We start from the raw sequence: 20,821 nt of genomic DNA, 5'->3' as shown, positions 1-20,821 counted from the left end.
GAACGGCGCGCCGCGCGGGCGGCGCGCAGGCCGCTCAGGCGATGTGCTCGGCCTCGCGGTCCTTGTTGTAGCGCAGCTTGAACGCCGGGATCATCCGGCGCAGCAGGGATCCGCTGCGCGGGTGGGTCACGCCGTAGCCGTCCGAGAGGTGTATGTCGAGCGCCTCGGCCGACGGGTAGTCCTGCTTCTCGTCGGACAGCGCGCAGAACACCTTGTACGCGACCTCGGCGAACTCGGCCTCGTCGGGGGTCTGCGGCCCCTCCTCGGGGGCCTGCTGGCCCTGGAGGTCCTCCGCCTGGCGGGGCGCCGGGACCGGGAGGTCCTGCTGCACCGGCTGCTGCTCCTCCGGCCCCATCGGCGGCAGGACCGGGGTCGGCTCCAGCCCCTCGACGTACTGCGGGTTGTAGCCGCCCTCGTACGCCGCCTGGGGCGCCTTCGGCGCGGCGAACCACGCACTGTTGTGCGCCGCCGGCATGGCCGTCGGCTCCACCGCGAACGGCGGCGGGCCGTGCACGACCCCGGACGGCCCCGGCCCGACGCCCTGCGCCTCGGCGGCCTGCCGGGCCTGCTCCGCCTGCCGGGCCTGCTCAGCCTGCTGCGTCTGCCGGGCCGGCCCCGCCGCGGCGGCCCCGGCCACCCCGGCCACCAGCGCCGGAGCGCCGGCCGCCGCACCCTGCTGATCCAGCGGGGGCAGCACCGCCGGCTCGATGCCCGTCACCGCGAGCGCCTCCGGGGCCGTCTCCTTGAGCGGCACACCGATCCGGGCCAGCTTCAGCGGCATCAGCGCCTCCACCGGCGCCTTGCGCCGCCAGGAGCGCCCGTACCGCGCCTGCAGCCGGGCCTGGTAGATCAGCCGGTCCTGCTCCATGCCGACCGCCTGCTCGTAGGAGCGCAGCTCCCACAGCTTCATCCGGCGCCACAGCTTGAAGGTGGGTATCGGCGACAGCAGCCACCGCGTGATGCGCACGCCCTCCATGTGCCGGTCCGCGGTGATGTCCGCGATCCGGCCCACCGCGTGCCGGGCGGCCTCCACCGTCACCACGAACAGGATCGGGATCACGGCGTGCATGCCGACACCCAGCGGGTCGGGCCAGGAAGCCGCACCGTTGAAGGCGATGGTGGCCGCGGTCAGCAGCCAGGCCGTCTGGCGCAGCAACGGGAAGGGGATCCGCAGCCACGTCAGCAGCAGGTCCAGGGCGAGCAGCACACAGATGCCCGCGTCGATGCCGATCGGGAACACCAGCGAGAAGCTGCCGAACCCTTTCTGCTGGGCGAGGGCGCGCACCGCGGCGTACGAGCCCGCGAAGCCGATCCCCGCGATGACCACGGCTCCCGCGACCACGACGCCGATGAGTATCCGGTGCGTACGAGTCAGCTGCATCGCGGCCACCCGCGATCCCCTCCCCTTGTCGAGCACATACCGAGCACCGAAGTGCTTACGGAGCCTTTACCGAGCTGCGGCAGGCACAGCGTACGGGTGACTGGATGTCAGCGCCCCGGAGGCCCCGCCCCGGGGCCTCCCCGCGACCGCTACTGGGGCTGCGGCGACTGCGGCTGCTCCGGCTGCGGCTGCTCGGCCTGCTGCTTGTTCGCGGCGTCGACCGAGGCCACGGCCTCCTTGGCCGCCGCGACGGCGTCCTGGAGCAGCTTCGCCTGGTCCGGAGCACCGGCACCCTCGTACGCGGCGCCGTTGTAGTCGAGCGTGACCACCACGTTCTGGTTGCGCGCCACGATCGTCGTGTTGAAGAAGTCGACGTCCTTCTTGACGGAGTAGACGACCGACGTGCCCTGCTCGCCGACGCCCTCGGTGGCCTCGGCCTTCAGGTTCTGCGCGCCCTCGGCCGCCTTCGCCTTCTGGACCTGCTTGTTGTACTCCTCCTCGGCGCGCTTGTTGGCGCTGCCGAGCGAGGTGTGGGAGTCGGCGCGGAAGAAGGAGAGCGACAGCCAGCGGTACTGCGAGCCCTTCAGGCCGTCCGACTGCAGGCCGTTCCAGGCGCAGCCGGCCCGGCTGGTCAGGTCGTTCGACTTGGTGCCCGTGCCGTTCTTGTCCTTCGCCTCCGGGACGACCGTGTCGATCGTCGCCGACCCGAGGGCCTTGCAGGGGTCCGGAAGCGTGGCGAAGGCCGCCTTCTCCAACGGGGCGGACGACTTCGCGTTCGGCTTGGCCGACGAGGAGGAACTGGACTTCTTGCCGTCGTTCGAGCCCGAGTCCTTGCCCGAGTCGGACGAGCAGCCGGCGACGGTGAGGATCACCGGGACGGCTGCGCAGGCGAGAACGCGGGTGAGGCGCGAGGCTGATCGGTGCATGGTTCCTTCAGTGCGTGTGAGGGTCTGCGTGTGAGGGTCTGCTTCGGACGCGGGATCCGGGCAACGGTAGCCCGATCGGGTGCCCGCCTGCTGTGCGCGGCGTCACGCCCGGCGGCGGCGGGCGCCGCTCACTCGTTGAAACGCTCCACCAGGGCCTGCGCCAACTGCCTTGCCCTGTCCTGGGTTTCGGCACTCGGCGGCACCGTTCCGGGCAGGGCCGGCTGCACGCTGTACTCGACCTTGACGATGACGTTCGAGGTACGGAACACAATCCGCACGGTGCGCGCCTGCGCGGCCGTGGCCCCGGCGGGGCTCAGCTTGTCCTCGATGAAGGCGTCGCTGCCGAGGCCCTCCAGGACGCGTGAGCCGAGCTCGACCGGGGCGGACGGGCTCGCGGCGGGGGTCGGCGCGCCGGGCGGCGGCGTGGCGGAGGCCGAGGGAGCCGTGGTCTGGGGGACGGCCGGGTTGGGGGCGCCGGGAGTCGCGGGAGCACCGGCGTTGGGGGTCGCGGTCGTGGCCGGCCCGGGGAAGGGCAGGTGCGCGTCGGTCAGCAGGCGTACGTAGACCTGCTTGGCCTTGTCGTCGTCGCTGGCCGTGGCCCGGTCGTACGAGACCACGCGCTCGAATCCGACCGACAGCAGCCGCGTCTCCTCGGGCGACTGCGCGGTCCAGCGGCAGCCGACGTGCCGGTCGCCGTCGTACGAGGCGTCCGCGACGCCCGCGTACACCTGGTCGCGCTGCTCGGGGGTCAGGCTGTCGCCGGCCGGCAGCATGGCCCTGAGCTTCTTGCTGTCGACGCCGGCCTTGCAGGGCGCGGGCAGACTGCGGTACTTCCCCGGCTGGGCGGGCACGGCGGGGTTGGCGCCGGCCTTCGAGTCGCTGGTGCCGCCGCCGCTGCTCCCGCCGGTGCACCCGGTCAGACCGAGCGCGCCGGCCGCGAGCGCGGTGAGCACCGCGATGCCTGGCAGGATCCGCGACCCTCGCCGTACCGCCTTGCGCTGCACGTCCACTGGCTCCCTTCGACCGCCGGGCCCCCGGTGGTCAGGAAAATGCGTTGCCGCTCCTTGGCCACGGCTGGACACAATGTCTATCGCACACGCTGGTGCCGGCGCCGGTCCTCTGTCGTATTTGGGATCAAAAGCGAGGCTTTTTGCGCATTCTGACTTTTCTGTGGTCTTCGGGGGATTGATTCCGTATGTCGTATGTAGAGGTACCCGGGGCGAACGTCCCGATCCGGATGTGGACGGACCCGGCGTCGGTCGAGGACGGCGCGATGCAGCAGCTGCGCAACGTCGCCACCCTCCCGTGGATCAAGGGCCTGGCCGTCATGCCGGACGTCCACTACGGCAAGGGCGCCACGGTCGGCTCGGTCATCGCCATGAAGGACGCGGTCTGCCCGGCGGCGGTGGGCGTGGACATCGGCTGCGGCATGTCGGCGGTGAAGACGTCCCTGACGGCGAACGACCTGCCGGGGGACCTGTCCAAGCTCCGCTCGAAGATCGAGCAGGCGATCCCGGTGGGCAACGCGATGCACCGGGAGGCGGTGGACCCGACACGGCTGTACGGCTTCACGGAAGCCGGCTTCGGAGACCTGTGGGAGCGCTTCGACTACGTCGCGGATGCGGTGAAGTTCCGGCGGGACCGGGCGATGCGGCAAATGGGAAGCCTTGGCCAAGGCAATCACTTTTGCGAAGTTTGCATTGATACATCCGGTTCGGTGTGGCTCATGTTGCACTCGGGGTCGAGGAACATCGGCAACGAGCTGGCCGCGTTCCATATCAACGTGGCCCGGGGTCTTTCTCACAACCAAGGCCTCGTGGACCGGGACCTCGCGGTCTTCCTCGCGGCCACGCCGGAGATGGCGGCGTACCGCAACGACCTCTTCTGGGCGCAGGAGTACGCGAAGTACAACCGCGCCGTGATGATGAGCCTCTTCAAGGAGGTGTTCCGGAAGGAGTTCCGGAAGGCGAAGGTCTCCTTCGACCACGAGATCAGCTGCCACCACAACTACGTGGCGGAGGAGCGGTACGACGGCATGGACCTGCTGGTCACGCGCAAGGGTGCGATCCGCGCCGGCAGCGGCGACTACGGGATCATCCCGGGCTCCATGGGCACGGGCTCGTACATCGTGAAGGGCCTCGGCAACGAGAAGTCCTTCAACTCCGCCTCGCACGGCGCGGGCCGGAAGATGAGCCGGACGGCGGCCAAGAAGAAGTTCTCGGCGCGCGACCTGGTGGAGCAGACCAAGGGCGTGGAGTGCCGCAAGGACTCGGGCGTCGTGGACGAGATCCCGGGCGCGTACAAGTCCATCGAGCAGGTCATCGACCAGCAGACCGACCTGGTCCAGGTCGTGGCCAAGCTCAAGCAGGTCATCTGCATCAAGGGCTGAGGCCCGGGTGCGGAGCTGTCGGGGGAGTGGAGGGGCCCGGACCGATCACGATCGGTCCGGGCCCCTCCGCGTGCGTCAGCCCTCGTCGCCGTCGAGGAGGCGGTCCACCGGGAGGTCGAGGGTGACGCCGAGTGATTCGGGGAGGGGGACGGACGTCCCGCGCTTGAAAGCCTTGCGGGAGCGGTACTCGCCGCCGCGCGGGTCGGTGTGGAGCACGACTTCGTCGTGGCGGCGGTCGGCGACCAGGTACACGGGGATGCCGGCCTGGGCGTAGCAGTCGACCTTGGTGCCGAGGTCGTCGGACCAGTTGGACGAGGTGACTTCCACGACCATGCGGAAGATGTGGGGTGCGAAGCAGTTCTTCTCGACGTGCGCGTCTCGATAGTCGGACTCGACGAGCGAGAGGTCCGGGATGGCGAAGTCCTCTGGGCCGGAGGGTAGCCGCAGGCCGATGGCCTGCAGGTATTTGAGACCCTCCTGGCGGGCCCCGGCGGCGTAGAGGGCGGTGATCAGCCAGGTCAGGACGAGTGCGTGGGTTCCGTCGGCGTGTGGGGTGGCGGTGAGGCGTCCTTGGAGGATCTCCACTCGGTGGCAGGGGAGTTCCCGAGAGAGGCGGTCGGCGGCTTCTGAGATGTTCACGGCTTCCCTCCTTTTCGCGGTTGACGCTGTCGGGGGGTGGTCGCGCACGCCGACATTTCGCGTGGATTCACCCATACGGGCGCGGGGGATCCGGGATGTCAACTTCCGCTTGGTGCACGCGGGTTGACCCGCATCTTGGTCTAGACCAGGGTGTGCGGCTATGGGGAGAACTCGTGTGCTTACGGCCGCGCTCGCGGCGTTGTCGCTCGCCTTGGGGGCCGCCGGGTCCGCGCAGGCGGGGGTGGGGTTGCCGGGAGTCGTGGCGAAGGTGCCGACCCGGGAGAAGGTCGTGTTCATCACGATCGACGACGGGTGGAACCACGATCCGGAGGCGGCCCGGATCCTGCTGGAGAAGCGGGTGCCGGTGACGTTGTTCCTGCTGCCCGGGGCGACCGCGTACGACACCGGGTTCTTCACCCGGCTCACCGAGGAGGGGCGGGCGGGCGTGGAGAACCACACCGTCAGCCATCCGGACCTGACCACGCTCGACGCGGTGGGCAAGGACGCCGAGGTGTGCGGGGCCGGGGAGCGGATCGAGGAGGTCTTCGGGCGGGCGCCGAAGCTGCTGCGGCCGCCGTACGGGGCCGTGAACGACGAGGTGCGGCTCGCGGCGAAGGCGTGCGGGGTGAAGGCGCTCGTGACGTGGACGCACGACTTCACCACCTGGGGCGAGACCCCGCCCACGCCGCGGCTGGCGGCCGGGGACATCGTGCTGCTGCACTTCACGCCGACGCTGGCGGCGGATCTGGAGCGGGCGCTGGGCGCGGCGAAGGCCGCGGGGCTGAAGCCCGCGGCCCTCTTGCCGCACCTCAAGGCGGCCGGGCTCGCGTAGCCGGGGCCTACAGCTCGCGGTGGACCTTCGTGTTCGAGGCCTGGGCGCGGGGGCGGACCACGAGGAGGTCGATGTTGACGTGGCTGGGGCGGGTCACGGCCCAGGTGATGGTGTCGGCCACGTCGTCGGCGGACAGGGGTTCCGCGACGCCCGCGTAGACCTTTTCCGCCTTCTCGGCGTCGCCGCGGAAGCGGGTCTTCGCGAACTCCTCCGTCTTGACCATGCCGGGGGCGATCTCGATGACGCGCACGGGCTGGCCGACGATCTCCAGGCGGAGGGTCTCGGCGAGGACGCGGGCGCCGTTCTTGGCCGCGACGTAGCCGGCGCCGCCCTCGTACGTGGAGTGGCCGGCGGTGGAGGACAGGACCACGACCGTGCCGTCGCCGGAGGCGGTGAGGGCGGGGAGCAGGGCCTGGGTGACGTTGAGGGTGCCGATGACGTTGACCTCGTACATCGTGCGCCAGTCGGCGGGGTCGCCGGTGGCGACGGGCTCGGCCCCGATGGCGCCGCCCGCGTTGTTGACGAGTACGTCGACGGAGGGGTAGCGGTCGAGGGAGGCTGCGAAAGCGTCGACGGCGGCGCGGTCGGTGACGTCGAGGGCGTGGGCGGCCGCGGAGTGGCCGGCGTCGGTGAGCTCGGCGGCGAGGGCCTCGATGCGGTCCTTGCGGCGGGCGGTGAGGACGACGTGGTAGCCGGCTGCGGCGAGCTGCCGGGCGGTGGCCGCGCCGATGCCACTGCTCGCGCCGGTGACGACGGCGGTTCGGGTGGCCGGTGCGGTGGTCATCTGCGGGCTCCTCGGTCGTGCGTCGGTCGTTCGTAGGCCGTGCGTAGGTCGTTCGTACGGGCGATTACCCGCCAGCATAGGCGGGGCCCGGTGGATCAGCGTCCGCGCGGGGCGTACATGATCACGGCCATGCCGCCGAGGCAGACGAGGGCTCCGATGACGTCCCAGCGGTCGGGGCGGTAGCCGTCGGCGACGACGCCCCAGAGGAGGGATCCGGCGACGAAGACCCCGCCGTAGGCGGCGAGGACGCGGGCGAAGTCGCCCTGCGGCTGGAGGGTGGCGACGAAGCCGTACAGCCCGAGGGCGACCACTCCGGCGCCGATCCAGGCCCAGCCCCGGTGTTCGCGGACGCCCTGCCAGACGAGCCAGGCGCCGCCGATCTCCAGGAGGGCGGCGAGGGTGAACAGTGCGGCGGAGCGTGCGATCAGCATGGCTGGAAGCGTACGAGGGCGCGCGGGGGCGGAGCGGAGGCAGATGGGGGTACGGCCCGCCCTCATTCGTGTGATGGTCCGATCGGCCGGGGTCGCCGGTGGCTAGCCTCCGCGCGAGGAGGTGGTGGCGGTGCGCCGTGGTGCCGTACGGAGTGTGGTGGTGGCGGGGTTGCTGGCGCTGGGTGCGGGCGCGGGTGCGCCGCCCGGGTGGGCCGCGCCGCCGGCCGGGCCCGAGGCCGAGGCCGACGTGGCGTACCACGGGCGGGTGCACCTGTCGGGGGCGCTGCTGCGGCTCTGGCTGGTCCCGGAGAACGACGGCCCGGCGGCGCTGGCGAACGCGACGCTGCGGGTGCGGCTGTCGGCCGAGCTCGCGGACCGGCAGCAGCTGGCGGAGGGCTGCGCGCGGGCCGGTCTGCGCGAGGTGGTGTGCGAGACGGGCCCGCTGCCGCTGCACGGGCGTGGCCGGCACATCGGGCTGGCGCTGGCGCTGCGGGAGCGGGCGCCGGAGGTGGTGGTGCGGGTCGACACGTGGTGGAACGGCGGTGCGACGGACCGGAACCACGTGAACAACGAGCACGTGGTGCTGGCACTGGACACGGGTGACGCCTACGCCTTCTAGGCCGTCTCCTCGGGCTCAGGCGGTGCCGAATTCGACGAGGGCGTCCTCGACGATCCGTTCCAGGCGGGCGTGGTGGGCGCCGCGCCAGTAGACGCGCTCGCACGCGGAGCACTGTGCGAACACGTCGTAGGAGCGGTGCGTGCCGTGTTCGAGGCGGTCGCCGACGCTCTCCTTGTCGGCCTCGTGGAGCGGGCCGTTGCACGCGGTGCAGCGGGTCCACGGTGCGAGGACGGGCGCGAACCGGCTGAGGACGTCCCGCAGTTGTTCGTCGGGGTTGTCGCTGTAGACGTAGGCGCCGGCGAACAGCTCGCGGCGGCGCAGCAGTCCGCGGTCGCGGGAGAGCAGGACGCGCTGCTCGGCGGCGGAGCGGGTGGCGAGGGCGGGGTCGCCGATGTCCTCGTTCTCGTAGGCGGCGTCGACGCCGAGCAGGCGCATGCGGCGGGCGAGGGTGCCGAGGTGGACGTCGAGGAGGAAGCGGAGGGGGGCGCCGGTGATCCGTTGGGGGCGTTCGACCCCGAAGACCTCGACGTCCTGGCCGTCTTGGGGCACGTAGGAGACGGGCACCTCGTGGCCGTCGACGAGGAGGCGGCCGACTTCGGTGAGCGGGACGCCGGCCGATTCGACGACGTGGCCGAGGCTGGAGGCGCCGTCGGTCGTGGTCGGTACGCGGTCGGCGCGCCGGCTGGGCGGGGCGAAGAGGCGCAGTTCGGGGGCGAGGGTGAGCTGAATGCCGGGTCCGTTCACCCTGCCAGCATGCCACTGCCGGGGCGGTGGTCGCGGCTGAATTTACGAGGTCACGGTGGCCTGGTCGTACGTGTCGCGATGGGCGCTGACCTCGTCGAAGTGGTTCTCGGCCCAGAGCTTCACGGAGGAGAGGAGGCAGCTGAGGCTGCCGCCGAGGTCGGTGAGCCGGTAGTCGACGCGGACGGGGACGGTGGGGGTGACGGTGCGGTCGACGAGGCCGTCGCGTTCCAGGGAGCGCAGGGTCTGGGTGAGCATCTTCTGGCTGACGCCGGGGATCTTGCGGCCGAGGTCGCTGTAGCGCAGGGACCGGCCTTCGGCCTCGGCGAGGGCGCTGACGATGAGCCCGACCCACTTGTCGCTGATGCGGGCCAGGAGCTGGCCGGTGGGGCACTCCTTGAGGAAGGCGTCGTAGCCGGCGCGGGCTTCCGTGCGTCGGGCCGCGGCGGTGCTGGTGGCCATGGGGTCCCCACTTCCGGGTCGGATACGCACTTTGGAGTGCGTACTTACGGAAAGAGAGTACCTCTCCCTAGGTTAGTGCTCATCAGGAACGCGACGACGAACTGCACTACTCACAAGGGGAGATGGCGACATGAGCGACGAGCGGAACGAGCGGAACGAGCGGACGATGCTGGCGGTCGTGGTCAACGAGTTCGGCGGGCCGGAGCGGGTCGAGCTGGCCGAGGTCCCGGTGCCGCGGCCGGCAGCGGGCCAGGTCCGGATCCGGGTCCGGGCCGCCGGGGTCAACCCGGTGGACGGAGCGGTCCGCGCCGGCGTCTTCGGCGGCGCCGGACAGCGGCTCGGCCTCGGCTGGGAGGTGGCCGGGGAGATCGACGAGGTGGGCGCGGACGTGACCGGCCACAGCCGCGGCGATCGGGTGGTGGGGCTGCACTACGGGGCGGTGAAGCCGCTCGGCACGCACGCGGAGTACGCGGTGCTCGACGCCTCCGCCGTGGTGGCCGCGCCGACCAGCGTGGACGCCGTCACGGCGGCGGGGCTGCCGCTGGCCGGGCTCACCGCGGCCCGCGCGGTGGACCTGTTGGGGCTCGCCCCCGGCGCCTCGGTGCTCGTCACCGGCGCGGCGGGCGTGGTCGGCGGGCTCGCGGTGCAGCTCGCGGTGCGGGCCGGGCTGGTGGTGACGGCCCTGGCGGGCGCCGGGGACGAGGAGTTCGTACGGTCCCTGGGCGCGGCCGGCTTCGTCCCGCGCGGCGCGGCTGCGGCCGGGCCGGTGGACGGGGTCCTGGACACGGCCGTACTGGGGGAGCCCGCGCTGGGCTTCGTCCGCGACGGCGGGGTCTACGTCGGCGTGATCCCCGGCGCGGCCCCGGCCGCGGAGCGCGGGATCCGGGTCGTGGAGCAGGAGGTCGCGGCGGACGGGGAGCACCTGGCCCGCCTGGTGGCCCTGGTGGACGCGGGCGAGCTCACGCTCCGGGTCGCGGACGCCTTCCCGCTGGCCGACGCGCCGAAGGCGCACGAGCGCCTCGCCGCCGCGGGGGTCCGCGGCCGCATCATCCTGACGGCGTGATCCCGGCCTGGGGTGCGGTGCCGGCCTCGGGCGTGGCGCCGGCCTGGGGGGTGGTGCCGGCCTGGGGCGTGGTTCCGGGCCGCCGCCCCACCCGGTAGCGCCAGTCGAGGCTCGGGTGGGGCACCCCGGGCGGGTACTCGAAGTCGACCTGTCCCAGCCTCTCGAACCCCGCCCGTCGGCAGACCGCGTTCGACGCCGGATGGTCCGTCCCCGGGAAGGCGTGGACGCTGTCGCGGGTGCCGTGGACGCGGACGTAGGCCAGCAGTTCCGTGAGCGCCGCCACCGCCAGGCCCCGGCCCCGGAACTCGGGCAGCACGCCCCAGCCGGCCTCGTAGACCGGCTCGCCGCGCCAGTCGCGCTCCCAGAAGCCGACGGAGCCGACGCTCTCGCCGGACGGCTCCCGTACGACCCGGAACATCCGCCCGGCGGACGGTTCCCGCGCGCTCAGGGCCTCGTACCGCCGCTGCCGGTCGACGAGCTTCTCCGGGGTCTCCGGGCCGCCGAGATGCTCGGTCATCGCGGGTTCGTTCTGGCGCTCCAGCAGCCAGAAGTCCCCGTTCCCCCACGGCTCCAGCCGCACCCGTGTCTCCATGGGACCCACGGTATGCGGCCGGGATGCGGGGCGGCCCGGATGCACGGTCGGGTCCCGTCAGCTGCGCTGGAAGAACTCCACCTCCGCCAGGGCGAGATGACGGTCCGGGGCCGACCCGGCGGGCGCGTCGAGGGTCAGCCGGACCGTGACGGCGTCGCTGATGCCGGTGGGGAACGTCTGGGGACCGGGCTTGTCGCTCAGGGTGAGCTTCCGGTGGACCGTGCGGCCGTCCTTCGACGTCACCTCCATGTCGATCTGGAGCGCGCGGGCCTGCTGCGCGTACTCCTCGGGCGAGGAGGAGGCGCCGTTCGTGACGATCACGGCGACCAGGCGGAAGGGCTTGGCGAAGGTGTACGTCACCGAGGCGCCGGGGGCGGGCGCGCCCCAGTAGCGGTTGCTGAGCCCGTCCGTGCTGTTGCCCACCGGATGCCCTTGGACCTCGGCGCTCGCCTCGACGCGCGTGGCGGTCACCTCCTTGGCCTTGCCGAGCTTGTCCCGGGTGTCCTCGATCAGGTGGCGTCCGGCCGGCAGCAGCAGGAAGCCGCCCGCGCACAGGGCCAGTACGACGGCCAGGACCACCAGGAAGCGCACCATGCGGCCGGATCCGGCGCGGGTGCGGCGGCGCAGCGGCCAGACCGTCCGCCACCAGGGCAGCGGCGGCGGTGCGGTGCTGGGCGTGAGCGGAGCCGCGCACCGGCGGCAGAAGCGGCGGTCCGGGGGGTTGGGCGTGCCGCAGGCCGGGCACGGCACGCCGGCGACGTCGTCGCTCACCGCGGCGGGCCGCACGACGGGGCGCGGCGCGACCGCCCTCGCGGGCTGCACGGGCTGCGGGGACGCCGGGGCCTGCGGTGCGACGGGCTCGGGCGCGCCGGGTCGCCTGGCGGCGGGCGAAGCGGCGGCCGGGGCCTCGGGCGGGCCGGGGGCTGCCCTCGGCCCGGGCACGGCCGGTCCGGGCTCCGCCCCGGCGGGTCGCGCGGCGGCGGGCGAAGCGGCGGCGGCAGTCGGGTGGGGCTCCGCGCCGGTGGGCGCGGGCGGGGTGGAGCGGGCGGACCCTCCGCGCTGCCAGGGCCACCGCCGGGCCGTCCCGGCGGGCGCGGCCCCGGCGCTGGCCTGCCGGTCCGCGTCGGGCGCGGCGGCCGCGCCCGCCTGCGCGCGGACGGCCCCGGCCGGACCCGCCGCCTCGGCCCTGGCGGGCGCGGCCGGGGTGGGCTCTGCCCCGGCGGGCGGGGCCGGGTTGGGGCCGGATGGACCGGCCTCGGCCCTGGTGGGGGCGGGTGTGCCGGGGGCGTTGCGCGGCCCGGTGGGGGCCTGCCGGTCTGCGTCGGGCGCGTCGGGCGGGGCCGACTCGGCCCGGGCGGACGCGGACGCGCCGAACTCCGCCCGGGCGGGCCCGGACGGACCCGCCTCGGCCCTGGCGGCCGCGGCCGGGTTGGACTCCGCCCTGGCGGGCGCCGCCGGGTCGGTGCCCGTGGGGCCGGACGGACCGGCCTCGGCCCTGGTGGGGGCGGGTGTGCCGGGGGCGTTGCGCGGCCCGGTGGGGGCCTGCCGGTCGGCGTCGGGCGCGGCGGACGGACCCGCCTCGGCTCGGGCGGACGCGGACGGACCAGCCTCGGTCCTGGTGGGCGCGGCCGGGCCGTTCTCCGCCCCGGCGGGCGGGGCCGACTCCGCACTGGCGGGCGTGGTCGGGCTGGACTCCGGCCCGGCGGGTGGGGCCGGCTCGGCCCGCGTGGGGTCGTTGCCCGACCCGGTGGGGGCCTGCCGGTCTGCGTCGGGCGCGTCGGGCGCGGCCGACTCGGTTCGGGCGGACGCGGACGCGCCCAACTCGGCCCGCGTGGGGTCGTTGCCCGACCCGGTGGGGGCCTGCCGGTCTGCGTCGGGCGCGTCGGGCGCGGCCGACTCGGCCCGGGCGGACGCGGACGCGCCCAACTCGGCCCGGGTGGACGCGGACGGACCCGCCTCGGTCCTGGCGGGCGCTGCGGGCGCGCCGAACTCGGCCCGGGTGGGCCCGGATGGACCGGCCTCGGCCCTGGCGGTCGCGGCCGGGTCGGGGCCGGTGGGGCCGGACGGGCCGTTCTCCGCCCTGGCGGGCGTGGCCGGGTTGGACTCCGCCCCGGCGGGCGGGGTCGGCTCGGCTCGGGTGGGGGTGGGGTCGGACCAGCCGAGGTACGCGCCGCAGTTGCCGCAGAAGTCGTCGGTCGCGCCGTTGGACGCACCGCACACGGGACACGCACGCATCGCCGTCACCTTCCTTCACCCGCGGGCGGCCCGGGCAGGACCTCCACGCGACAGACCGTGTGGACGGGGCACAGGGTGCGGACGAGTGCGCGGACCCGGTCCGCGTCCACCGCGTACGCCTCCCCCTCGCGCCCCGGCCACACCCGGATCAGGACCTCGTCGGCCGGCGCAGGCGGCAGGTCCGCGCCCGCCGTACGGGACCAGGTGGCCCCGCCGTCCCCGCTGACCTCGGCGTTCACGCCCAGGACCAGCCGCAGGGCCTCGGTCAGGCCGCGCCGGGTGCCGCGCCAGCGGTGCAGTTCCACCGCGCGCGCCACCGCCTCGCGCCGCAGCGCGGTCGGCCACCGCGGGTCGTCGACGCCGCCCACCCAGGAGGCCAGCCAGGGCAGGAAGTCGGCCGGGGCGAGCCGGGGGTCGAAGTAGGAGGGCAGGTTGTCGAGGGTGGTGAACACCGGGGCCAGGACCGTGTCGAGGCCCGCCGTGAACCGCTGGGCGAAGTCGTCTTCGGCGTACAGCGCGGGCAGCTGCTCGCCGATCGGGTGCGGGCTGGGCAGGCCCGGGACGGCGGCCCGGCTCATCCGCGCACCCCCGGCTCCGGCTCGGTCACGACGACCTGGTGCTGGTAGGAGAAGACGAGCGCGCCCGCTCCGATGTCGAGCCGGTCGACGGGCGCGCCGCGCCGCCCGGTGATCGGGTCGGCGGCGAACATGCGGATGTCCTCCACCAGGACGTCCCCGATGGCGCGTTGCACCACGCCGAACACCTCGCCGTACTGCACGGGCCGCCCGAACGGCCAGCCGGTGCCGTCGGGTCCGCCGTGCAGCGGGTTGAGGTGGCGGAACAGCGCGGCGAGCGCCGCCTCGCGCACCCGGTCGGCGTCCGCGGCGGGCGCCGACAGCCGGGCGACCACGGTGACGCCCTGGTAGACGGGCGGTTCGACGACGAGGCGGGTGCCGATCAGGCGCCGTTCGTCGAGGCTGGTGGTGATCGCGGCGAGCACCTGGTCCGAGGGGATCAGCTGCTCGAAGCGGAGCCGGTCGTCACCCTCGTCGGCCACCGCGTCCGGCACCACCAGGACGCGGACCGCACCCGCGCCGGCGGAGCCGTCCGCGGCGGGCAGGCAGCGGACCCGGCGGACCGAGGGGGCCGCCTGGCGGGCGATGATCTCGTAGTCCTCGGCGGTCACCGCGCGTTCCTGCATGCGCAGGGTCTCCGGCGCCCGCAGCTTGGCGTTCTCGACGGTCTCCCCGGCGACGCCGCCGCGTGCCGCCTCCCGGTTGGTGACGCGGGCGACGTAGGGGACGGAGCTGCGCAGGACGGAGATCGCACCGCGGGAGACGTTGCCCGCGGGGCCGCCCCCGGTGCGGTAGTGGGCCACGCGGACCTGGGAGCCCTTGGGCGGTACGGCGCCGCAGGCGCGCAGGGTGCCGTCGGCCTCGCGCAGCACCGGCGGGAAGCCGAACTCGCCGGTGGTGGCGTTCACGCGGACGTGCCGGTCGTCGGGGGCGGAGCGGCCGAAGTGGTCCACCACGTCCCAGCGCTGCCATCCGTCGGGTGAGGACACCTCCACCACCGGGGGCTCCCCGTCGAGCAGGACGGGCGGGCGGCCGAGCCGGAAGGTCTGCCCCGCCACCCCCTCCGACTGGCCGAGCGGTACGTCGGTCACGCGCTCGGCGTGTTCCACGGTCATCGTCCCGCCGACGGTGAAGACGGCGGCCTCGCGCACGGTCGGGGACTCCGAGTAGAACGGCTGGCCGGGCTCGGGCTCGGTGACCCGGCAGCGCAGCCAGCCGGCGCGGGTGCCGCTGATCAGCGACGCGGTGTGCCCGGCCGGTACGTACACGATGATCTCACCGGGCCGGTTGAGGCCGCCGGTGCTGTCGGAGTCCGTCTCGCAGCGCTGCCACCGGCCGCCGTCCCACGCCTCCCACACCAGCGGGGGCTGGCGCGGGTCGACGCCGACGCCCTCGACGCGGCTGTCGAGGCGCACCGCGACCACGCAGCGCGGTACCGCCGTCGGCAGCCCGAACAGCAGGGCGTCGCCGGGTTCGGGCGTCGCCTGGAAGCACGGTATGTCGCGGCCCTCGGCGAGGGCACCGGTGCGGTCGGTCTGCTCGCCGGTGCGGGGCGCGGTGACCAGGCGCGTCAACTCGCTGGGCACGATGCGCAGGTCGTCGGTCGTGGCGAAGACCACGGCTTCCTCGGTCTCGCCGGCGGCGGTCGTCACCTCGGTGCCCGCGGGCAGCGTCAGCGTCTCGGGCTGCGGGGCGGACAGCCAGAAGTCGACGTCGGCGACGGCGGCCGACGGCGGGTACAGCCGGATGTCCAACAGGTCGAGGAACGCCAGGTAGTTCTTGTCCGGAACCCGGTTCAGCCGGTAGAGCAGTTGGTCCACGAGGTAGGCGAACGTCTCGATCAGGGTGACGCCCGGGTCGGAGACGTTGTGGTCGGTCCATTCCGGGGCGCGCTGCTGCACGTACCGCTTCGCCTCGTCGACGAGTTGCTGGAACCGGCGGTCGTCCAGGTTGGGGGAGGGCAGGGCCATCAGTCCGCGACCATTTCCTCGGCCCCCTCCTCGGAGGGGATCGTGTAGAAGGGGAAGACCAGGTTGCGCCGGTCGTTGGTGGTGCGCACCGTGTAGTGCACATCGATGTAGAGGGTGCCCGCCTCGACGGCGTCGAAGGCCACGACGACCTCGTCCACCGCGATCCGGGGCTCCCAGCGCTCCAGGGCCTCGCGCACCTGCTGGGCGACCCGCCCGGCGGTGTCGCCGTCGCCGGGGGCGAAGACGTACTCGTGGATGCCGCAGCCGAACTCGGGGCGCATCGGCCGCTCGCCGGGAGCGGTGCCGAGGACGAGCCGGATGGCCTCCTCCAGTTCGCGTTCCCGCTCGACCATGGCGATCCCGCCGGTCGGTCCGACCCGCAGGGGGAAGGCCCAGCCGCGCCCGATGAACCGTTCGCTCATCACACACCGCCGATCAGGACGGTGGGGGCGCCGGTGAGGATCATGGCGCCGCACGAGGTCTGGTCGCGCGCCCGGGCGGCGGGCAGCCCGCCGATGAGCACCGTGCCCGCGGCGAGCGCGGCCGGGTTCGGCATGACCACGTTGCCCGGGCCCAGTGCGGCGTGCGGGGGGACCACGCAGACGTGCAGGCTGCCGACGACGGCGGCGGGCAGGCCGCCGATCAGCACCGTGGCCACCGACGCGGCGGCGCCGGGCGGTGGCGTGGCGATCCGGCCACCGTGGTTGGTGGGGTCGCCGGTCCGGGCTGCGGCTGGCATCGGGTCCTCCTCGGGTAAAGCGGTCGTGGTGCGAGTGGCGGTGGACGGGGGCGGGTCAGTTGATCCGGATGAGCCGGGCCTTGAGGGTGGCGAGCAGGCCGCCGTTGACGGTGACGTCGGCGGTTCCGTTCACCTTCACCGAGCGGCCGCCGATGCTGACCCCGGCGGTGCCGTCGATGTCCACCTGGCGGCCGGACACCTTCACCGTGCCCCGCCGGGCGTCCAGGGTGATGCCGTTCTTGTCGAGGAGGACCGAGGTCAGCGGGCGCCCCCGCCCCGCGTACACGGTGAGCTCGATGCGGTCCCGGCGGTCGTCCATGCGCACTTCGAGCCGTTCGTCCCCGGTCACCAGCCGCAGCCCGGAGGGGCCCGGCGCCGGCGCGTCGAGCAGCTCCACCCGGTGGCCAGAACGCGACACCACCGAACGGCGGTTGACCTTCCCGCTGGTCTTGTCGATCAGGGGTACGTCGTGCGGGGAGGGCTGGTCCACACCGTTGTAGAGGCCGCCGAGGACGTACGGGCTGTCGAGGAGTCCCTGCTCGAACCCGACGAGCACCTCGTCGTTGACCTCGGGGCTCACCACGCCGCCGCCGCCCTTGCCGCCCCACTGGACGGTGCGCACCCAGTCGCTGACGTACGTGTCGTCGAGCCAGGGGAACTTCAGGCGCACCGCCCCGCGCTGGGAGCCGTTCGGTTCGCGGACGTCCGTGACCACGCCGATCGCCAGCCCCGGGATGCGCGGGCCGCGCCCCGGCGCGTTGGCGCCGGTGACCAGGCCGGCCAGGGAGCGGTCGGGGCTGGAGCTGACCCACACGGTGGTGCGGTAGCCGCCGTGCGGCTCCAGGACGTGCTGCACGGCCGTCGCCGTGTACCGGCCGGAGAACGCCTGACCCACGTTGCCGAGCGCGATGGCCTTGCCCGCCCGCAGCAGCGGGTTCCCCTCGGCGACGGCCTCCAGCTCGCCGAAGCCGGAGCTGACCTCGTCCGCCGCCGCCTTCGCGACCGCCGTGGTCTCGGCCTGCGTACGGTACGGGGTGTCGGTGACGGCCACGGTCGACGTGCCGAAGCGTGCGGCGAACTGGGGGCTGAGGCCCGGCACCACCGTGTCGCTGACCACGGACGGCTGCTCGGCGACCAGCGGCCGCTTGGTGGTCACGTCCCAGCCGCGCACCTGCACCTTGGAGGCGCCGTCGGCGGCCGACAGCGCGGCCCGCAGGGCGAGGAGGTTCCTCCCGTACTCCAGGACCATCGGGTTGCGCACGGCCGACGTCGACGGGGCGGGCGCCCCGGACGCCTTCACGGGCCGGGTGAACTGGAGCAGCCCCTGGTCGTCGACGCGCACCTGCGCGCCGCTCTCGCCCGCGAGGAACTGCAGGAAGTCCCAGTCGGAGACGTTCGCCTGGGACAGCTGCTTGTACGTCACCGGAGCCGCCTCCACCTTCCCGACGGCGAGGCCCGCTCCGGCGGCCACCTTGCGGACGATGGCCGCGGCCGTCATGTTCCGGTACGCCACGACCTTGCGGCCGCGCTGGAGCCGGTGCGCCTTGGAGTAGGCGCGCACGACGGTGAACGAGCCGGTGCGGTCGCGGTCGATCTCCAGGGCCGTGACCTCGCCGTTGAACAGCCGTTCCCGCGCCTGGCCCTTCACGGTCATCACCGACACCCTCAGCGGGGAGCCGATGGTGATGCCGGTGGCGCGCAGGAACTCGTGGTCGGGGTCGCGGTAGGTGAGCACCGCGGTGTCCGGCAGGCCCACGTTCTCGTCGACGACGCAGCTCACCAGCTGCGCCGCCCAGATCTGCGGCAGTTCGCCGGGGGCTTCCACGATCGGGTCGGCCGCGAACGACCGGCCTCCGGTTTCGGATCCGCTCACCGCTGCTCCTCCTCGCCGTGCTGGTCCTGCAGGGCCGGCACCACGAGTTCGGTGCCGGGGACGAGCGCCATGGGGTCGTCGATCCGGTTGGCCTCCGCGATGGCCCGCCAGGCCGTCGCGTCGCCGTACTCGCGCCAGGCGAGCATGGCGAGGCTGTCGCCCGCCACCACGATGTGCGTGCTGCGGGCGGTGCGTGCGCCGGAGGTCGGGTTCTGGCCCGGCGGGTCCACGCTCGCCTCCTCGATGGACAGCGAGCAGGTGGCCCGTAGCGGCTTGCCGTCCACGTCGAAGAGCGTGTACGACACCGACAGGTTCGACAGGACCCCGTCGAACGACGTCGTCCGGGCGCTGCCCCACTCGAAGCGCACCCAGGGGCTCGCCGGCTTCTTGCGGCCGAGGCTGGCGGGGGTCGGCACGCACGCCTTCATCAGCTTCTCCACCGCCTGTTCCACGGAGTTGTCGTGGGTGGCGGTGGCGTCCAGGAACACCTCCAGGCTGAGGGTGCGCGGACCGCTGCCCACGAACTCGGGCAGCGCCGACTGGCCCGCCATCCGCGACGGGGAGCGCCGCCACTCGGTGGTCTTGCCCAGTTGCAGGGTCGAGGGGTTGAACTGGAGGTCGAGCTTCGCGATCATGCCGCCCGGCTTGGCCCCGACCGAGGTCGGGGGCTCCTTGAGGGTGAGCTGGGCCCTGGCGCGGCTGGCGCGTGCCGATGAGGCCATGGCGTGGACTCCCTTCCGGAGCGGGGGCGGGGTGGTGCGGGCGGGTGCGGGGTGGTGCCGCCGGGTCAGGAGGGCAGCAGGCCCTGGTGGGCGATCTCCAGCGTCTCCACCGCGGCCGCGGAGTTGGCGGGGTCGAAGGAAGGCCCCTGCCAGCGGACGGGAACGATCCCGAACACCTGCCAGCTGATGATCCGGCTGAGGTCGGGCCGCAGGGCCACGATCTCCCCGTCCTTGGGCTCGACCCGGCGCAGCGTCTCGTCGAGCCAGCGGCCGATCTTCGCGGTGTCGGCGGTGACGGGCCGGCTGAGGGTGATGTTCGACCAGGTCACGCGGCCCGGCAGCTGCCATGTGAAGCCGTTGTTGCCGCCCTCGGCGTAGCTCTCCATCTCGACTTCGGCGCCCATGCCGGAGCAGGTGTGGAAGGCGCCCAGGTCGTTGCCGCCGATCGCCAGCCGGAAGAACACGCTGGTCGCGAAGATGTTGTCCGTCATCGGTCCGTCGTCCGTTTCTCGTGTACGTGGTCTCAGCGACGGCCGTCGAAGGGCCGGCCCGCGCGTTCCCGGCCGCGCCGCAGCTCGGTGCGCAGCAGGCGGGAGACCGGATCCAGCAGACGGCGCGCGAGATCGTCCAGGTCGGCGTCGGGGACCTGCGGGGCCGCGCGCCGGTCGGCCGGGGCGGACCGGGACGTGGCACCACCGCCGCCGCCGGGCCCGCGGCTGGTCGGCCCGGGACCGCTCGGGGTGCCGCCCGGGGCCCGCTGCACCGGAGGCGGGCCCGCCGGCTGGGGAACGCCCGCCGCCGCCGGCGCGGGGGCGGGCGGGCCCGGGGTGCCGAAGGCGGCCGGTGTCCGGGGGCGTACGACGGGTACGGGCCGCGCCGATGACACGGCCGGCGCCGGCTGCACCACGACAGGCGGTGCCTGCGGGCCCGTCACGGGCAGGGGGGTGGCCGCGGCGCGGGCGGGGGCCGACGCGGGCGCGGGACGCGGGCCGGGCGCCGGACGCACGACGTGCGGCGGGCGCGGGCCGTGGCCGCCGCGCGGCCCGTCCACCGCGGCGCGCTGGACCTGCTGCGGTGCGCTCGACGCGGCGGGCCAGCGCGCCGCCACCACGGGACGGCCCGCGGGGCGGGGGGCGGGCGCGGCCGCGCTCCCCATGTCACGGGTGCCGAAGGGCAGCGGCCGCGCCGCCAGGAGCTGGAGGGTGCGGGGCGCCGGAGGCGTCGTCGGGGCGTGGCCCGCGGTCTTGTCGGTGACCGACCGCGCGACGACCAGCGGAACCGGGTGGGCGGAACCGGCGGGCGTGGCGGGCGTGGCGGATGTGCCAGTACGGCGCTGTACGGCGCCCGTCCCCGGCACGGGCGCGTGGCCGGTCGGCGTCGACGCGGCCCCGACCGCGAGTGCGCGCTGGATGTCGGCGTGGGACAGGGGCCGAGCCGCCGCCCGGGCACGGGAGGAGGCGGGAACGGGCGGCGCCGCGCTCGGCGGCAGCGCGGTCAGCGGCGCGCCCAGGCCGGTGCGGACGCGCGGCGCGGCCCGCCCCGCGGGCTCGGCGCCGGCCGACGGCTCGGCCTGGCGCTGCACCATGGGCAAGGCCGGGGCGGGGCGGCCCGCCGGGGTTGCCGTGGGCGGGAGTTCGGTGAGGGGCGCGCCGAGCGGTGCGCGGCTGCGCGCGCGCTGCACGGGTGCGGCGGCGCCGGCGGCGGGCTCGGCCTGGCGCTGCGCGCCGGGCTTCGGCTCCGCGTTGTCGGGCTCGGCCCGCTGGACCATGGGCAGGGCGGGGGTCGCCGCGGGGCGGTCCGCCGGGGTTGCGGTGGGCGGGAGTTCGGTGAGCGGCGCGCCGAGCGGCG

General features: G+C 74.4%; 21 protein-coding genes and 1 pseudogene. 4 read left to right on the top strand and 18 right to left on the bottom strand.

The window, feature by feature from the left end:
• Positions 1-34 precede the first annotated feature (34 nt).
• From ACFYP3_RS21515 to ACFYP3_RS21505, 3 genes are all read right to left on the bottom strand, one after another.
• Positions 35-1,390: a DUF2637 domain-containing protein gene (locus tag ACFYP3_RS21515; protein WP_388834780.1), complete on the bottom strand. Its 1,356-nt coding sequence runs from the start codon at positions 1,388-1,390 to the stop codon at positions 35-37.
• A gap of 140 nt (positions 1,391-1,530) precedes the next feature.
• On the bottom strand, positions 1,531-2,307 hold the full coding sequence (locus ACFYP3_RS21510) for a DUF3558 domain-containing protein (RefSeq protein ID WP_388834777.1): 777 nt from the start codon (positions 2,305-2,307) through the stop codon (positions 1,531-1,533).
• Between the two features lie 128 nt (positions 2,308-2,435).
• The gene (locus tag ACFYP3_RS21505) at positions 2,436-3,311 is read right to left on the bottom strand and encodes a DUF3558 domain-containing protein (RefSeq protein ID WP_388834775.1); all 876 of its coding nucleotides are present in this window, start codon (positions 3,309-3,311) and stop codon (positions 2,436-2,438) included.
• Positions 3,312-3,502: 191 nt separating this feature from the next.
• Here ACFYP3_RS21505 and ACFYP3_RS21500 point away from each other — a divergent pair, with 191 nt between their 5' ends.
• Complete coding sequence (locus ACFYP3_RS21500) at positions 3,503-4,696, top strand: RtcB family protein (RefSeq protein WP_388834773.1); 1,194 nt, start codon at positions 3,503-3,505, stop codon at positions 4,694-4,696.
• 75 nt (positions 4,697-4,771) lie between these two features.
• Here ACFYP3_RS21500 and ACFYP3_RS21495 read toward each other — a convergent pair whose 3' ends face one another.
• Entirely contained in the window at positions 4,772-5,335 is a 564-nt protein-coding gene (locus tag ACFYP3_RS21495; protein ID WP_388834770.1) for a Uma2 family endonuclease, read from the bottom strand.
• A 175-nt stretch (positions 5,336-5,510) separates the two neighbouring features.
• Between ACFYP3_RS21495 and ACFYP3_RS21490 the strand changes: the two genes are divergently transcribed.
• The gene (locus ACFYP3_RS21490; RefSeq protein WP_388834767.1) at positions 5,511-6,167 is read left to right on the top strand and encodes a polysaccharide deacetylase family protein; all 657 of its coding nucleotides are present in this window, start codon (positions 5,511-5,513) and stop codon (positions 6,165-6,167) included.
• Positions 6,168-6,174: 7 nt separating this feature from the next.
• Here ACFYP3_RS21490 and ACFYP3_RS21485 read toward each other — a convergent pair whose 3' ends face one another.
• Both ACFYP3_RS21485 and ACFYP3_RS21480 read right to left on the bottom strand, forming a co-directional pair.
• Positions 6,175-6,951, bottom strand: a complete 777-nt coding sequence (locus tag ACFYP3_RS21485; RefSeq protein WP_388834764.1) for an SDR family NAD(P)-dependent oxidoreductase — start codon at positions 6,949-6,951, stop codon at positions 6,175-6,177.
• A gap of 95 nt (positions 6,952-7,046) precedes the next feature.
• Entirely contained in the window at positions 7,047-7,382 is a 336-nt protein-coding gene (locus ACFYP3_RS21480) for a YnfA family protein (protein WP_388834761.1), read from the bottom strand.
• A gap of 130 nt (positions 7,383-7,512) precedes the next feature.
• Here ACFYP3_RS21480 and ACFYP3_RS21475 point away from each other — a divergent pair, with 130 nt between their 5' ends.
• Positions 7,513-8,001, top strand: coding sequence for a hypothetical protein (locus ACFYP3_RS21475; RefSeq protein WP_388834759.1), 489 nt, complete (start codon positions 7,513-7,515; stop codon positions 7,999-8,001).
• A 15-nt stretch (positions 8,002-8,016) separates the two neighbouring features.
• Here the strand turns inward: ACFYP3_RS21475 and ACFYP3_RS21470 are convergent, their stop codons facing one another.
• Both ACFYP3_RS21470 and ACFYP3_RS21465 read right to left on the bottom strand, forming a co-directional pair.
• Positions 8,017-8,745, bottom strand: a complete 729-nt coding sequence (locus ACFYP3_RS21470) for a Mut7-C RNAse domain-containing protein (protein WP_388834756.1) — start codon at positions 8,743-8,745, stop codon at positions 8,017-8,019.
• Between the two features lie 42 nt (positions 8,746-8,787).
• Positions 8,788-9,204 (bottom strand): winged helix-turn-helix transcriptional regulator, encoded by a 417-nt coding sequence (locus ACFYP3_RS21465; protein ID WP_388834753.1) that lies wholly within the window; start codon positions 9,202-9,204, stop codon positions 8,788-8,790.
• Positions 9,205-9,370: 166 nt separating this feature from the next.
• Between ACFYP3_RS21465 and ACFYP3_RS21460 the strand changes: the two genes are divergently transcribed.
• A complete protein-coding gene (locus tag ACFYP3_RS21460; protein WP_388834814.1) occupies positions 9,371-10,267 on the top strand; it encodes an NADP-dependent oxidoreductase in 897 nt (298 codons plus the stop codon).
• Here the strand turns inward: ACFYP3_RS21460 and ACFYP3_RS21455 are convergent.
• The 10 genes and pseudogenes from ACFYP3_RS21455 to ACFYP3_RS21410 all read right to left on the bottom strand — a co-directional run.
• On the bottom strand, positions 10,251-10,859 hold the full coding sequence (locus ACFYP3_RS21455) for a GNAT family N-acetyltransferase (RefSeq protein WP_388834751.1): 609 nt from the start codon (positions 10,857-10,859) through the stop codon (positions 10,251-10,253). The genes ACFYP3_RS21460 and ACFYP3_RS21455 overlap by 17 nt on opposite strands.
• Before the next feature lie 57 nt (positions 10,860-10,916).
• Positions 10,917-13,094: an NADase-type glycan-binding domain-containing protein gene (locus ACFYP3_RS21450; RefSeq protein WP_388834748.1), complete on the bottom strand. Its 2,178-nt coding sequence runs from the start codon at positions 13,092-13,094 to the stop codon at positions 10,917-10,919.
• Positions 13,095-13,099: 5 nt separating this feature from the next.
• Positions 13,100-13,672, bottom strand: a complete 573-nt coding sequence (locus ACFYP3_RS21445) for a phage tail protein I (protein ID WP_388834745.1) — start codon at positions 13,670-13,672, stop codon at positions 13,100-13,102.
• Positions 13,669-15,639 (bottom strand): putative baseplate assembly protein, encoded by a 1,971-nt coding sequence (locus ACFYP3_RS21440; protein ID WP_388834743.1) that lies wholly within the window; start codon positions 15,637-15,639, stop codon positions 13,669-13,671. Before ACFYP3_RS21440 ends, ACFYP3_RS21445 begins: the two co-directional genes overlap by 4 nt.
• Positions 15,639-16,061 carry a GPW/gp25 family protein gene (locus ACFYP3_RS21435; RefSeq protein WP_190184825.1) on the bottom strand — a complete coding sequence of 141 codons (423 nt, stop codon included), beginning with the start codon at positions 16,059-16,061 and terminating at the stop codon, positions 15,639-15,641. The genes ACFYP3_RS21440 and ACFYP3_RS21435 overlap by 1 nt, the downstream gene beginning before the upstream one ends.
• Positions 16,061-16,378, bottom strand: coding sequence for a PAAR domain-containing protein (locus ACFYP3_RS21430; protein ID WP_388834741.1), 318 nt, complete (start codon positions 16,376-16,378; stop codon positions 16,061-16,063). The genes ACFYP3_RS21435 and ACFYP3_RS21430 overlap by 1 nt, the downstream gene beginning before the upstream one ends.
• 55 nt (positions 16,379-16,433) lie before the next feature.
• Entirely contained in the window at positions 16,434-18,251 is a 1,818-nt protein-coding gene (locus ACFYP3_RS21425; RefSeq protein ID WP_388834738.1) for a VgrG-related protein, read from the bottom strand.
• Entirely contained in the window at positions 18,248-18,973 is a 726-nt protein-coding gene (locus ACFYP3_RS21420) for a LysM peptidoglycan-binding domain-containing protein (RefSeq protein ID WP_388834736.1), read from the bottom strand. The genes ACFYP3_RS21425 and ACFYP3_RS21420 overlap by 4 nt, the downstream gene beginning before the upstream one ends.
• A gap of 65 nt (positions 18,974-19,038) precedes the next feature.
• Positions 19,039-19,464, bottom strand: coding sequence for a phage tail protein (locus ACFYP3_RS21415; protein WP_030722533.1), 426 nt, complete (start codon positions 19,462-19,464; stop codon positions 19,039-19,041).
• 32 nt (positions 19,465-19,496) lie between these two features.
• Positions 19,497-20,821 (bottom strand): annotated as a pseudogene (locus tag ACFYP3_RS21410) (hypothetical protein); the annotation flags it as partial.

Source organism: Streptomyces sp. NPDC005533 (genome assembly GCF_042871845.1).
Lineage (GTDB): Bacteria > Actinomycetota > Actinomycetes > Streptomycetales > Streptomycetaceae > Streptomyces.
This window is presented reverse-complemented; position numbering and strand designations above follow the sequence as displayed.